At 67.1% G+C, this 13,199-nt stretch carries 13 protein-coding genes; 5 read left to right on the forward strand and 8 right to left on the reverse strand.

What is annotated here, in order from left to right:
* Positions 1 to 67 precede the first annotated feature (67 nt).
* Positions 68 to 997, reverse strand: a complete 930-nt coding sequence (locus tag ACNQPB_RS12230; protein ID WP_498752016.1) for an endonuclease domain-containing protein — start codon at positions 995 to 997, stop codon at positions 68 to 70.
* A 165-nt stretch (positions 998 to 1,162) separates the two neighbouring features.
* Between ACNQPB_RS12230 and ACNQPB_RS12235 the strand changes: the two genes are divergently transcribed.
* From ACNQPB_RS12235 to ACNQPB_RS12245, 3 genes are read left to right on the forward strand one after another with little or no spacing between them, the layout of a single operon-like run.
* Positions 1,163 to 2,113: an N-acetylglucosamine kinase gene (locus ACNQPB_RS12235; RefSeq protein WP_498752018.1), complete on the forward strand. Its 951-nt coding sequence runs from the start codon at positions 1,163 to 1,165 to the stop codon at positions 2,111 to 2,113.
* Positions 2,088 to 3,053, forward strand: a complete 966-nt coding sequence (gene murQ / locus ACNQPB_RS12240; protein ID WP_498752020.1) for an N-acetylmuramic acid 6-phosphate etherase — start codon at positions 2,088 to 2,090, stop codon at positions 3,051 to 3,053. The genes ACNQPB_RS12235 and murQ overlap by 26 nt, the downstream gene beginning before the upstream one ends.
* Positions 3,054 to 3,074: 21 nt before the next feature.
* Complete coding sequence (locus tag ACNQPB_RS12245) at positions 3,075 to 4,427, forward strand: MFS transporter (RefSeq protein WP_498752022.1); 1,353 nt, start codon at positions 3,075 to 3,077, stop codon at positions 4,425 to 4,427.
* A gap of 64 nt (positions 4,428 to 4,491) precedes the next feature.
* Here the strand turns inward: ACNQPB_RS12245 and ACNQPB_RS12250 are convergent, their stop codons facing one another.
* From ACNQPB_RS12250 to purN, 3 genes are all read right to left on the reverse strand, one after another.
* Positions 4,492 to 7,101 carry a phosphatidylglycerol lysyltransferase domain-containing protein gene (locus ACNQPB_RS12250; protein WP_498752023.1) on the reverse strand — a complete coding sequence of 870 codons (2,610 nt, stop codon included), beginning with the start codon at positions 7,099 to 7,101 and terminating at the stop codon, positions 4,492 to 4,494.
* Positions 7,101 to 8,402, reverse strand: a complete 1,302-nt coding sequence (locus tag ACNQPB_RS12255; RefSeq protein ID WP_498752025.1) for an alpha/beta hydrolase — start codon at positions 8,400 to 8,402, stop codon at positions 7,101 to 7,103. The genes ACNQPB_RS12250 and ACNQPB_RS12255 overlap by 1 nt, the downstream gene beginning before the upstream one ends.
* Before the next feature lie 81 nt (positions 8,403 to 8,483).
* The gene (gene purN / locus ACNQPB_RS12260) at positions 8,484 to 9,056 is read right to left on the reverse strand and encodes a phosphoribosylglycinamide formyltransferase (protein ID WP_498752027.1); all 573 of its coding nucleotides are present in this window, start codon (positions 9,054 to 9,056) and stop codon (positions 8,484 to 8,486) included.
* A gap of 38 nt (positions 9,057 to 9,094) precedes the next feature.
* Between purN and ACNQPB_RS12265 the strand changes: the two genes are divergently transcribed.
* Positions 9,095 to 9,523, forward strand: a complete 429-nt coding sequence (locus ACNQPB_RS12265; RefSeq protein ID WP_498752029.1) for a hypothetical protein — start codon at positions 9,095 to 9,097, stop codon at positions 9,521 to 9,523.
* A gap of 13 nt (positions 9,524 to 9,536) precedes the next feature.
* Here the strand turns inward: ACNQPB_RS12265 and ACNQPB_RS12270 are convergent, their stop codons facing one another.
* Positions 9,537 to 10,865, reverse strand: a complete 1,329-nt coding sequence (locus ACNQPB_RS12270) for a cell division protein PerM (RefSeq protein ID WP_498752030.1) — start codon at positions 10,863 to 10,865, stop codon at positions 9,537 to 9,539.
* Positions 10,866 to 11,052: 187 nt separating this feature from the next.
* Here ACNQPB_RS12270 and ACNQPB_RS12275 point away from each other — a divergent pair, with 187 nt between their 5' ends.
* Positions 11,053 to 11,514: a DUF4383 domain-containing protein gene (locus tag ACNQPB_RS12275; RefSeq protein ID WP_498752032.1), complete on the forward strand. Its 462-nt coding sequence runs from the start codon at positions 11,053 to 11,055 to the stop codon at positions 11,512 to 11,514.
* A gap of 152 nt (positions 11,515 to 11,666) precedes the next feature.
* Here ACNQPB_RS12275 and ACNQPB_RS12280 read toward each other — a convergent pair whose 3' ends face one another.
* From ACNQPB_RS12280 to ACNQPB_RS12290, 3 genes are all read right to left on the reverse strand, one after another.
* Positions 11,667 to 12,044 carry a hypothetical protein gene (locus ACNQPB_RS12280; RefSeq protein WP_498752034.1) on the reverse strand — a complete coding sequence of 126 codons (378 nt, stop codon included), beginning with the start codon at positions 12,042 to 12,044 and terminating at the stop codon, positions 11,667 to 11,669.
* Positions 12,041 to 12,454, reverse strand: coding sequence for a J domain-containing protein (locus tag ACNQPB_RS12285; protein ID WP_498752036.1), 414 nt, complete (start codon positions 12,452 to 12,454; stop codon positions 12,041 to 12,043). The genes ACNQPB_RS12280 and ACNQPB_RS12285 overlap by 4 nt, the downstream gene beginning before the upstream one ends.
* A 220-nt stretch (positions 12,455 to 12,674) precedes the next feature.
* Positions 12,675 to 13,097, reverse strand: a complete 423-nt coding sequence (locus ACNQPB_RS12290) for an Hsp20/alpha crystallin family protein (RefSeq protein ID WP_498752037.1) — start codon at positions 13,095 to 13,097, stop codon at positions 12,675 to 12,677.
* Positions 13,098 to 13,199 lie beyond the last annotated feature (102 nt).

Raw genomic sequence — 13,199 nt, forward strand, 5'->3', positions numbered from 1 at the left:
GTGGGGCCCGCTCTACGTGCTTTGCCCACTCCAAAGGACGCAGAGCAGGCCTCACAACGCGGCGAAACTAGGCGGCGATGCGCCAGCCCCGCTCGGCGAGCGCGTGCCGCACCTTCCGCTCGGAGGCGGGCCACCCTTGGCGCAATTGGAACTTCGAGAAACGCAGCACGATCCAGCCCAGGCTCCGCAGCCTGTCATCACGTTCGATGTCGTGTCCCCATTGCACGGGATCCGTGCGGTGGTGCTCACCCTCATATTCCATGGCAATCCGGTATTCGCGGTACTGCAGGTCCGGTGTTGAGACGTAATTGCCATGCGAGTCATGGACCGGCTCCGTCACGAGCGGCTCCGGCAGCCCGGCGTCGAGGATTTTCATCCGGAGCCTGGACTCCTGCGGCGAATCGACACCATGCCGCAGCAGCGGCAGGACGGCCCGTGCCCTCCGGATCCCTTTCACTTTCGGGCGGCGATCGATGACTTCCTGGATTGCTTCAATGGACGACAACGGATCTTCCCGCGCGAGCATCGCATCTCCCGCTGCCACCAACGCATCACGCCCCAGGATTCCGGCGAGATCAACCCAGGTCCATTCCGGAGACGTCACGGCGATCCCGTTGAGAAACCGCACGTCGCGCGCCAGCAGCGGCGCCCGGTGCCCAACCACGCCGCGGCGTTTGATCCGTCCGATTTCCGCGCGGCGAGTGATGTGGATGAGTCCGCTTTCCCTCTCTTCAGCCTCCAGGGACATCGGCAGCGGGAGCGGCCACAGCAAGGCAGACGTGGTGTGGCTGATGGCGCAGCGCGGGGTGACTCCGGTGTGGAGCCGGGCGAGTAGTTCCAGGTCCCGTGCGGCTCCGGGATCAAGCCGGATGCCGCGGCTTGGCGTGACCAGTCTGGCACTCTCCAAACGCCATCGGGCGATCCCCGCAGCGTAGGCGTCGTGAACAAGGAATCCCCGCGGATCGATGTCTGCCGGTAACGATGGAGGCGTGCGCATGGATCAATGCTGGCGCGCCGGCGAGGGCCCACCCGGGTTATCCACAGAAACGGACATCCCGGCCCGGGACGACTATTCCTCCACAGAATTGCGGGGCCTGCTCTACGTTCTTTGGGCCCGCGAAAGGACGTAGAGCAGGCCTCACAACGCAGGTAGGGTTGGTTCATGAATGCTTCGGGGACGGTGCTGGTGGCCGATCTGGGCAAGAGCCGGTGCCGGCTGGAACTGCGCTCCGGGGACCGGGTGCTCGGAACGGCGGACCAGCATGGCTTCCCCGGCCTGGGCATCACGGACGGCGCCCGGCTGGCGTTCGAGCTTCTTGAAGAGACAGCCGCGATGCTGCCCGCGGAGCTGACCGCGTCCGGCCCCTCCGGGTCCCCGCTGACCGGTTTCGGTGCAGCCGTTGCCGGCGTCGAGGCCTCTGCCAACAGCTCCCGCCAACTGGCCGGCCTGCTTGCGAGCCGCTTCGGCGTTCCCGCCGCCGTCCTTTCCGACGCCACCGCCGCCCAGCTCGGCGCCATGCAGGGCGCCCCGGGAACCGTGCTCATCGTGGGCACCGGTGCCGTGGCTTTCCGTTTCGACGACGGCGGGCAGCTGCACCGTGCCGACGGTTGGGGCCCCTTGCTGGGGGACCGCGGCAGCGGCCGCTGGATCGGCCAGCGCGGACTGGAAGCGGTAGTGCAGGCGTTCGACGGCGGCCCGGAGACCTCGCTGAGCATCGCGGCAAACGCTTTGGTTGAGTCGCCCCTGATGCTTCCCGCCTGGCTGGGCAGCATGGAGAACCCGGCCCGGGCGATGGCCCGCTTCGCTCCCTTGGTGCTGCACGCAGCGGAGGCCGGGGACGCCGTCGCGCGCGGAATCGTTGACGAAGCCTGCAAGGTCCTTGCCGGCACGGTCAAGCGGGCCAGCTGCGGCAGCGGCCGGGTGGCGGTGCTCGGCGGTGTGGCGAACTCGGAGTTCTTCGCGGGGCTCTTGCACAACACCCTGGCTTCGGCTGGGATTGAGATGGTCGAGCCCCTCGGCGACGGCATGGACGGGGCGGCCCTCGCTGCGACGCGCCGCGGGCTCCTTCAGGAAAGGTACATCCACCGTGACGGAACAAACTGGCCCGACTGACCCCACCGCCGCAAGCAACGACCCGCTGGAAGGGCTGCGCTCCGAACTAGCCGGGCTGCAGACCGAACAGGCCGCCCCGGGCCTGAGCGGCATCGACACCATGGGCACCGCCGAGCTCGTGGCCGCCATGAACGAAATCAACCGCGGAGTCCCGGCCGCCGTCGAGGAAGCCGCCCCCGCGATCGCCCAAACGGTCGACGCAGTCACCGAGCGGCTCGCCCACGGCGGCCGCCTGCTCTACGTGGGCGCCGGAACGGCCGGCCGGATGGGTGTGCTGGACGCCAGCGAGTGCCCTCCCACCTTCGGGACCCGCCCGGAACTCGTGGTGGGGATCATCGCCGGCGGGATCCAGGCCATCCAGAAACCCGTCGAGTACGCGGAGGACAACGCGACGGCGGGCGCCCGGGACCTGCATGACATCAACGTGACGGAAAAAGACGCTGTGATTGGCATCTCGGCGTCGGGCCGCACCCCGTACGTGATCGGAGCGCTGGAGGAGGCCCGCAGCCGGGGCGCATTCACCGCGGCCCTCGCCTGCAACCACGACTCCCCCATCGGCAAGCTCGCGGACGTGGCGATCGACGTGGTGGTGGGACCGGAGTTCGTTGCAGGCTCCACCCGGCTCAAGGCCGGAACCGCCCAGAAACTGGTGCTGAACATGATCAGCACGCTCTCCATGGTCAAGCTCGGCAAGACCTACGGGAACCTGATGGTCGACCTGAAGGCGACGAACGAGAAACTCCTGGCCCGCTCCCAGCGCACCATCCAGCACGCCACGGGAGCCGACGCAGACGCCGCCATCCGCGCCCTCGATGCGGTGGGCGGATCGGTGAAGGCGGCCATCCTGGTGCTGCTGACCGGCATCGATCCTGCGCAGGCGAAGGGTGCACTGGACGAGGCCGGCGGCTTCCTGCGGAAAGCGATAGAAAACCACCGCTAAAGTTTTCCCCAGGAGGGGAAGATGAACACGTATACGTCAGTGCCCAGCGGCGAGCAGGTGGTCCAGGAACTGCCGTGGCGGTGGGCCGTCCAGGGCCGGATTTTCCTGATCGGCGGGCTGGGCTTCATGTTCGATGCCTGGGACGTCACGCTCAACGGCATCCTCATTCCCCTGCTTTCCAAGCACTGGTCCCTCGAACCGGCCGACGCCGCCTGGATCGGCACAGCCAACCTGATCGGCATGGCCCTGGGCGCGTTCGCGTGGGGAACCATCGCGGACACGATCGGGCGCAGGAAAGCCTTCACGGCCACGCTGCTGATCTTCTCGCTCTTCACCGTGCTGGGCGCGTTCGCCCCGGATTTCCTGTGGTTCTGCGTCTTCCGGTTCATGGCCGGCTTCGGCCTGGGCGGCTGCATCCCGGTGGACTATGCCCTGGTGGGTGAGTTTACGCCGCGGAAGCAGCGTGGCCGGGTGCTCACCGCGATGGACGGCTGGTGGCCGGTGGGCGCCGCGCTGTGCGGTTTCGCGTCCGCCGGCCTGATGGCCGCGTTCGCCGACTGGCGGCTGACCATGCTGGTGATGGTGCTCCCGGCCCTGCTGGTGTTCTGGGTGCGGCGCAGCGTCCCCGAGTCCCCGCTCTTCCTGATCCGCAAGGGCCGCCGCCGGGAAGCCGCGGAGGTCATCGACGGCCTCGTCGCCGCCACGGGCACGGAACCGCGCGCCTACAGCCTGCCCGATCCGCAGGACGCGCCGCGGCTTTCCGCCGGAAGTGCCTGGATCCAGTTGCGCAGCCTATGGCAGTTCAGCTGGAAGATCACGACGGCGGCCTGGGCTCTGTTCTTCACTATCCTTCTCGTGTACTACCTGAGCCTTACCTGGATGCCGCGCATCCTGATCGGCGCCGGCTTCGCCGAGTACAAGGCGTTCGTGACGACGGCGGGAATGGCCGCCGTCGGGCTCCTCGGCGTGGTGGTGGCCGCGCTCCTCGTGGAGCGGCTGGGCCGCAAGCGGATCCTTGCCGTCACCGGACCACTGTCCGCCCTGACACTGGTGGCGGTGGCGCTGGTGGTGGACATCCCGTCGGCCGCGGTGTTCTGGCTGCTGGTCTTCGGCTTCGTGGTGCAGGTGGCGATTCCGGTGCTGTACGCGTATGTATCCGAGCTCTATCCCACGGAGCTTCGCGGCTCGGGCTTCGGCTGGGCCTCCACGTTTTCCAGGATCGGCGCGGGCTTCGGCCCGCTGGTGTTCGCCTCGTTCTTCTGGCCCACCTTCGGGCTGGCCACCTCCTTCGCGCTGGCCGGCGGGCTGGTGCTGCTGGCCGTCATCTGGATGGGGCTCTTCGCGCCGGAAACCAGGCAGCGCTCGCTGGACTGAGGCTGGAGATGGGCTGAGGCTGGAGATGGGCTGAGGCCGGAGATGAGCTGAGGCTGCGGAGACCTCAGTCGCGGCGCCCCAGCACCCGGGCAAGGACCATGCTCTCTTTGGTGGACACCTCGGGCAGGTAGGCGCGCGCCAAAGCCACGCCGATGCGCGGCAGGGCCGAAAAGTCGGGGAAGGCCATGAACAGGGTGGTGTATTCAGGGTGGAACTTCGCCTTGAAACGGAACAGCGATCCGAAGCCATAAGCCGGTTCCAGCGTCCGTGAAAGCCAGACCAGGAAAGCAGCGATGCCCGCCTCGGTTCCTTCCGGTTCTGTGTCCCCTGACTGCGTGTCCACGGGCTGCTTGTCCTCCGGCACCGGTTTCGTGGCCAGCGGCGCACCGGACAGGCTTACGAACCGCGCGCCTTCCTCCTGCAGATGCAGCGCGGCGGACGCAATCAGGAATTCCATGACGCCGTTGTGCGAATCGGGGGCGCGGCGCATGAAGTCCAGGGTCCAGGCGACCACTTCCCCGTTTTCGTGCACCGGCATCCAGGACGTCAACGCCTCGATGCGCCCGTCCTCGGCAACGGCAAGCATGAGGCGGACATCCGGGTCCTTGAGTTCTTCCAGGCCTCCGAGGGTGAATCCCATCTCGGGAAGCTTGTTCTCCGCGACCCAGGACTCGGAGATCGCCACGATCTCGGTGGTTGCAGCGAACGGCAAGTCACTCCACGTGGTCCACACCGCCGTCATGCCTTCACGGGCCGCCTTGTTGAGGGCGGTCCGCACGCTCTGCCAGTGCTTGCCCTTCATGGTGAGTCCCGCGGTATGGATCACCGTTTCCTCCCCGACGGGCATGTGCGGCCAGCCAAGTCGTTCAAAGAAGGGCAGCAACCCGGGATGGAATGAATAGAAGACAGGGGTCCAATTGTGTTCATCGCAGAACACGAGGAACTCCCGGATGGTCTGCTCCACGCGGTCCGGGGCGCAGATGGGGTCGCCAAGGACGATGGCCTGCCCGTTGACCTCGCGGTACGCCAGGGCTCCCTCACCATCGCGGGTGAACCACGGCGTGTTGCCCTCCCACGTGGTCATATGGCCCAGCGAGCCGCCGCCGTGGCGGCGCAACAGCGCACGGAACTTCCCGACGTCGTGCGCTACCGCCAGGCGCGGTGAGCGCGAGAGCAACCATAGGGCCGCCACAACGAAGACCGTCCAGAAGGCGGGTCCGCTCCATTGGAAGGCCCAGCTCACCGCCGTGTGGCGGGGCAGGACCAGATGTCCCGGTCCGCCAAGGAAATGCGGCGGGACGAAGTGGCGCGGTGCTTCGAGGAGCACCCCTGAAGCTGTCATGCGCGGGGCGATCGACTTCAGCGCCGACAGGGCGGTGACCGCGCAGGCGCCCGCCAGGACCAGGAAGGAGCCCAGCAGGACCAGGAGGAAACGGCGGAAAGCCCGCCGGGGTGCGTGGATTGCGAAGTTCCGGCGCTTGAGGACGAGCAGGATGAGGGATGCCGCCGGAACCAAGGCCGCCGTGACCATCCAGATCACCAGCTCCTGGCCGTTGAACGGGCGATGCACAGGCGTTCCGGCCTGCGCGATCAGCCGGACCACGCCGAAGGACGCAGGCGAAACAAGCAGGATCGCTGTGTTCACGCCCACAGCGAGCCACCAGCCGAAACGCCTGCCCCGGTAAAGCCCCCACGCCGCTAGGCCCAGGAGCACCACCGGCACGAACGCCAAGGCCACCATGCCCGGCCCCTGCGATCCGATCCGTGCCAGCTGATGGATGCAAAGACGGGACAGGGGCTGGTCACCATGGCAGGCGGCGGCCAGCGTGCCAGGGTCCATCGGGTCGTTCATGAACAGGTAGGAACCGAACGCGAAGGGCGTCAGGTCGGTGCTGCCGAGATACGCCACCAGCGGCCCCACTGCCGTGACCAGCACGACGGCGGCAACAAGGGTCCGGGTCTCCCGGTGGGAGCTGTAGACCACGTGGAGGGGGCGTTTCGCAGTCCTGAGCAACGCCCCCAGCGGGAGGCCCGCCAGCACGGCCAGGAGCCGGTAGAAGTCCTCGGAGTCTCCCGAGTACAGGACGAAGATGAGCACGAACGTCAGCAGGACCACCCTGATCCTGCGCCGCCACAGCAAGCCCATGCTGCCCGTGGCCGAGGAGAGGGCCCCCAGGACTCCGGTCAGCGGATCCACCGTGGCGGACGTTGAGGCGCTGGTGGACCACCATTCCCAGGTGAGCGTTCCCAGCCATTGCAGCAGGATGCCCAGGAACCCGCCGGCCAGCCCTGTGGCGAAGAAAGCAAGGGCGGCCTTCCGCGTCCCGAGAGTCCGCTCCGCCAGGCCGAGGAGGAGGACCGCGCCGATCGCCGCCAACGCGGTGGCCGTGGCGTCCTGGGGAACCAGCAGTGCCGTGAGCAGGGTCCACCAGTGGCCGCCGTCGAAGGTGGTGGCCACGCCCTGGCCCCAGTGCCGGCCGGCATCCACGCCGAACAGGGTGCGGCTGAACACCGCCGCCGCAAGGAACACAGACGCCATCAGGAAGGAAAACGGGATGCGCCGGAAGAAGCCGTCCAGGCGTTCCTTGGTGTTTTGCAGATGGCTGCGCTGCCCGGCGGGCGGACGGTCCACCCCGCCGGGGGTGGGCGGAAGCTGTGTGGCGTTGTTGCTCATCAGGGTGACAATCCCCAGCGCGGGTAGAGCACGTCGAAGGCCTCGGCGAGTCCTCCCGCGACGGCGAACTTGACGTGGCCCGCTCCCGGCACGCTGTGGAAGGACGCCTTGATTCCCACGCGCAAGGCGGTGGCAAGGGAGCGCCGGGCCTGGTTGGTGTAGTAGGGGTCTTTGCTGCCCGCGGTGTAGACAGCAACCATGTCCGTGTAAGGGCCGTGTGCCAGCATGATGTTGAGCGGCCTTACGGCGTCGTAGGCCTGTTGGTTTCCGCCGAAAACGGTGGCCAGGACGTTTGCCGGGTTATCGGAGCCCTGAAATTCTTCGCCGGAGATGGATGCGTAGTTGCCGAAGTCCTCAGGGTATTTCGCCGCGAAGTAGCTGGCGCAGACCCCGCCTTCCGAATAGCCCGCGAAGGTCCAGTGCGCCCTGTCCTGCAGGATGGGCAGATTGGCGCGGGCCCAGGGCAGGACGTCCTCCATTACGTAGGTCTCCACCTTGCCCCGGTTTGAATCCAGGCACAGCGGATCCTTGTAGGGATTACCGAGCTGGTCCACCACCAGGATGACGGGCGCGAGCCCGTGGTTCCTTGCGGCCATCGCGTCGGCCACGTTGGCGACGGGCGACGGGCCGGGATTTCCCGGCTGTCCCATCATCATGATGACGAAAGGCAGCAGCGGAGGATGCTTCACCAGGGCTGCGGGAGGCAGGTAGAGGCCGGACCAGCGCGCCTGGAACCCCGAGTGCGTGGCCGGGATGGGCACGGGTGTCTTGCCGCGGAGTCCGGTCTGGGGCATGTCGGCCGGGGCCGTCCAGGTCTTGTACAGCGGCAGGTCCGAACCTTCGAGCCACGAGGACCGGGCTGGAATCTGGACCGTGTTGCCGGTGTCGATGTTCAGTACGGACCCGAGGGTCGGGTTCAGCCCGTAAGCTGCATTGACCTGGAAGGCCGCGGTCACTGCGAACACCAGTACCGACGCGGCGGCGATCAGGCCCCGCCACCAGCGTCCGCCCCGGAGATTGGCGATGGCGAGCGCGATCGCGGCGAAAGCCGCAGGGGCCCAGAACCACACCTCGGAGATCACCGGTCCCCCGAAGGCGTTGTCAATGACGACGGAGTACCAAAGGACAGCCAGCCCCAACACGGTGCCGGCGGCCAATGCGCTTGCGGCCACCACCGCCCAACGTACGTTCCGCCGTTTGAGCAGCAGGTAGGCCAGCAGGGCCGAACTGAGGAGGGTCCAGGCGAGCAGGAAGCGCGAACCGGTGACCGTCATATCCAAGACGGGTTTCCAAAATCCCATGACCGTTCCTTGCATGTCCGCCGTTATTCCTCAAGGCGCGCCTGAATCCGCGATGGGCTGTCTGTGCCGGCGTGCGATTCTTTATAGCAAGCGATGCTGGGCGATGTCTGACAAAGTGCTGACAAGCAGCTTGCGTTCTACCACCTTGATGCGTTCGTGGAGGGAGTCCTGGTCGTCCTCTGGAAGGACTGTGACGGCTTCCTGCGCGATGATGGGGCCGGTGTCCACGCCGGCGTCCGCCCAGTGGACGGTGCAGCCGGTCACCTTCACGCCGTAGGCCAGCGCGTCCCGCACGCCGTGGGCGCCCGGGAACGCGGGCAGCAGGGCAGGGTGGGTGTTGAGGTACTTGCCGTGGAAGGTGTCGATGAACTCGGGGCTGACGATCCGCATGAAGCCGGAGGACACCACCACGTCCGGCTGGTAGGAGGCCACCTTCGCGGTCAGCGCCGCGTCCCATTCGGCGCGGGTTTCGAACGAGTTGAAGTTCACCACGAAGGTTTCCAGGCCGGCGTCGGCCGAGCGCTGCACGCCGAAGGTGTCCTCGCGGTCGGCACCCACGGCGGCGATCTCGACGTCGAGCTCTCCCGCCTTCACGGCGTCGATGACCGCCTGGAGATTGGAACCGGTGCCGGAGACGAGGACAACAATGCGCATTGCAATAGCTTATGGCCGCCTCGCGTAGGCTGGAAAACATGAATCCCGACGCCGGACCCCGCCCCCAGCTGCCTGCTCCCGGGGAGGCGGCGGCCGCCGCGCAGTCCCGCACACAACTCCTGTTCCGGAGCTTCCTGCTGACTGTGCTGGGCGCGGCGTTCGTCTACACCTTGAATGTCAGCTACGTGTGGCTTTCCGGCATCCTCACCGCGGCGGCCTGGGCGCTCGGCCTGGTGGTAGTGGTGCGTGCGGTGCGCCTGCGGCAGGGCCGGATCCTGCTGTACGGGACGATTTCCGGGCTGGTGGTTTCAGCGGTGTTGGGATCGCTGGTGGTCTTCTCGGTACTTTTCTTCAGCCAGGTCAGCGCCGTCCAGGAGTGCTCCCGCGACGCCCTGACGGACCGGGCCTCGAACAGCTGCGTGGCGGACTTCCAGAAGTCCCTGCCGCCGGCGCTGCGGCAACCCTGATACTGCGGCAGCCCTAGTACTTGACGGCCTCGAGGTCCGCCTCGCGCAGCTTCTGCCGGCGTTCCAGCCACGGCCCTGCCGAGTAGCCGATGACGACGCCGATCCCCACATCGGCGGCCAGCCACGCCGCCGTCCACAACGGATCGGGCCCGATCTCGGTGAGGCGGCCGATCCCGGCCGAACCCCGCGCGATCCAGGCCAGTCCCCCGGCCAGGACACCTGCGACGGACCCGATCAGCGCACCGAGCACCACGGTGGACGCGGCGGCGGTGAACCAACGGGCCCTGATCTTGATGGAGAGCCATTCGTCGAAGTGGTTTTCGCCTTCGCGCATGAACCACCAACCGGCCAGCACGCCGGCCAGGATGGGAAGCACCAGGGCAGCGACGCCGAACTCCAGCTGCCCGGTAGGCAGCGCGCCGAAAACCGGGACTGCAGGCAGGGGCCCGACGGCGGTGCCCAGGGGTCCGGCGTGCGAGCCGACTCCCAGCGAGAAGCCTGCGCCGGAACTCCAGGCGAGCGTGAAGACCACCAGGTTGGGCAGGTAGCCGAGCTGGGCGATGGTGAGCACCGCGCCGCCGAGGGCGCCGGCCTTCAATCCTTCGTAGACCGCGATGATCTGTGTCCAGTGGATGCCCAGGTCCACGGCGAGCAGCAGGGCGGCCAGGGCGAGCGAGGCCATAAGGGCCACGGTTCCGGCCTTGAGGGCCGAGGCGAAGTAGGAGCCTGCCCAGCGGGAATGCTGGCTGGTGCGGGCGATCCAGTCCACCGCGTCCACGCCGATGAGCCTGCTCCAGGAGCCGGATTCGCGGCGGGCGCCCACCACCATGCCCAGGCCGAAAGGAATGAGCGGCAGGAGCATGGCGAGCCAGATGTTGATCACCACTTCCTGCGTGCGGCAAACGAACCCGGTAGCGGCACCGAAGGCACCGTACACCAGGATCCCGCCCAGGAAGGCCTGCCACAGCTGGTCCGTGTAGGAAGCCCGGGCCAGGCGGCGGCCGGCTCGCCAGGCCAGGAGGAATGGAATGAGTGTCAGGCCGAGGGGAAACAGGGAGAGGACACCGCTCCCGGGCTGCGCGGCTCCCGGGCTCGCGGTCCCGAGGTTGACTGCCGCCAACTGGAGCGGAACGCCGTGGATCAGCAGCCAGGCCTGGCCTGCCAAGCGGGCCAGGAAGTCGATCTTGCGGTTCTCGAATCCGTCCGTGGCCCAGACCCCGGCCAGGGGCAGGATCACCACCAGGGCGGAGATGATGGCGGCCTGCGCCGATTCGAGCGCGCCCTGCAGCCACAGGGGCATGGGGAGGCCACGGTTACCGGTCTGGTCAGCACGCAATTTCATCGTGTTCCATCGTGCCACGAAGGCCCTGCCGGGGCCGGTCGGGCGCGCTGGAGCGGGGCTGTTTTGAACTCGCTGACCCGCCCGCCCTGGCGGGTGTCGGGTGCGGCGGGACGGGCCGCCGTCGGGCGCCTTTTCAGCGGCCCGGACGTAAGATGGGGAGTGTTCCCACGGAATGGTTGGAGGGCACATGAGCGGCGCGGCGTCACAAGCATCAGGGGTCCATTTCGGGCGCCGGGACATTCAGGTGGCCGGTATCGGTGTGGCCTTGCTCGTGGCTCTGGTGGGTGTGCTGGGATTCGTCCCGGGCATCACTGCCCGGTACGCGGAGATGCAGTTCTTCGGTCCGGGTTCGCATGCCATGCTGCTGGGCTTGTTCCAAGTGTCCGTGCTGCTGAACCTGGTGCAGCTGGCCATCGGGGTGAGCGGCTGGTTCATGTCGCGCACGGCGTCCGGAGCGCGGGCGTTCCTGTATGGCTTCGGCGCCCTGTATGTGGTGCTGAGCGCCTACGGGCTGGGCGTCGGCACGGACTCGGCGGCCAACTTCCTTTCGGTGAACATCCTGGATAACTGGACGCACTTGGTGCTCGGAATCCTGATGATGACTGCCGGCTGGATGTTCTGGCCCAACCAGGCCGATGGGAGGAGATAGCCCGGATCTGGCAATCCCGGGACGATGAGGAGCGGCCAATGAGTAGCGAGTACAGCTCAATCTAACGAGTCATCAAAAAGGGTTGGCGCAGTCATCCGGCGAAGTTGCCGGGGACTGCGCCAATCTCGTGTTTGCGGCCCGTTCGTCCACCCTCAGGGCTGCGCTCCGTAGATGAACTCCTTCGCATGATTGACGGCCTTCTTGAAGGCGTCATTCCGAAGCGAAACCTGCTCTCGTGTTGTACCGGCGCCTGGTTCAACGAAGGCGGTGGAACCGGGCCGCAGGATCCAGATGTCACCCGCCGGGGGCAGATAGAAGACTCCGAAGGAACGATGTTCGGGATCGTCGGTCCAGATCGGGACAACTGCAACGGCTGCACCGGTGTCCGGATTGATCCATTGCGCCCGCGGCATCGGCTGCTCGTGGACTTCCGGGTCCAGGAACGGCGCGGTTCCCTTGCCCCAGCGTTGCTCGAAGCGTTCGCAGAAGGCAGGCATCAGGTGGCTGTCATAAGGACGCCAGGCACTCATACAGATCTCCTCGGGAAGGTGGGCCCGCGGCCGGGCAGCGGAGACCACCTGGTCGGTCCGTAGCTGAACGGCTGTTCAGTTTTAGGGCTGCCAGCCCCGGGCTGCGGATGGAAACGCACCTTGACCGGAATGCCGTTCGCGCCCGCGGGGGTTCCGGCGCTGGATCCAGTGCGGCGGGCCCGGTCGTAGGCCGCCCGCTTCGCCGGATCCGACAACACCGCATACGCCTGCATGATCTCGTGCAGTCGCTGCAGGTCGCCCGCTGCGGAGGTGCCGCCGTCGCGATTCACCTGGCGGGTGTCCGGATGGAACCTCCGCAGCAGACCGCGGTAGGCGCGGGTGATCTCGCGTGCGGTGGCCGCAACCGGCACGTTGAGGATCCCGTAGTAATCGGCGTGGCTGTTTCCCAAGTTCGGTTCCCGGTCGGGGTGCTGTTGAAGTGGGGACGGCCCCCGGGGGTTGGACCGGGGGCCATCCGTTGGGAGACACCGTCGGGGGCCGCGTTTTCCTCTGCGCAACAAGCGCTGTGGCGTGGCGCGAAGCCTGCGCCCTTTCTTCCGATGCGGTCGGTCCGATGCTCCCGGTCAGGCGCTCCGCCATGGCTGCTGGACTGCATGGCGGAGGAGCGGGTCAGGCGTTGATCTCTTGGCGTTGCCCCTGGGACGTGATCTCGATGCGCCGCGGTTTGGCCTTTTCGGCGACGGGGATGCGGAGCGTCAGGACGCCTGCGTCGTAGCTGGCCTTGACGCCGTCGGTATCCAGGGTGTCGCCGAGGATGAGCTGCCTGCTGAACACGCCCTGCGGGCGCTCTGCGGCGACCATCTCGGTGTCCTCGCCGGTCGGCGGCTTCCGCTCGGCCTTGACGGTCAGGACGTTGCGTTCGACGTCGAGCTCAACGGACTCCGGGCTGACCCCCGGAAGGTCAAGGGCAACGATGAATTCCTCGCCCTCCTGCCATGCATCCATCGGCATGGCTGCGGGGCGTGCTGTTGTGCCAAGAACCTGTTGGGCGAGCCTGTCGAATTCGCGGAACGGGTCAGTGCGCATCAGCATGTTGTTCTCACTCCTTCAGATCTTGATGCTGATTTGTTGCTGTCCCAGCCACCAAAATCTATGGCAGCTGGTATAAATTTTTTATAGCACTGGCAAAAGAGC

Source organism: Curtobacterium sp. LFS079 (assembly GCF_047977865.1).
Classification (GTDB): domain Bacteria; phylum Actinomycetota; class Actinomycetes; order Actinomycetales; family Micrococcaceae; genus Arthrobacter.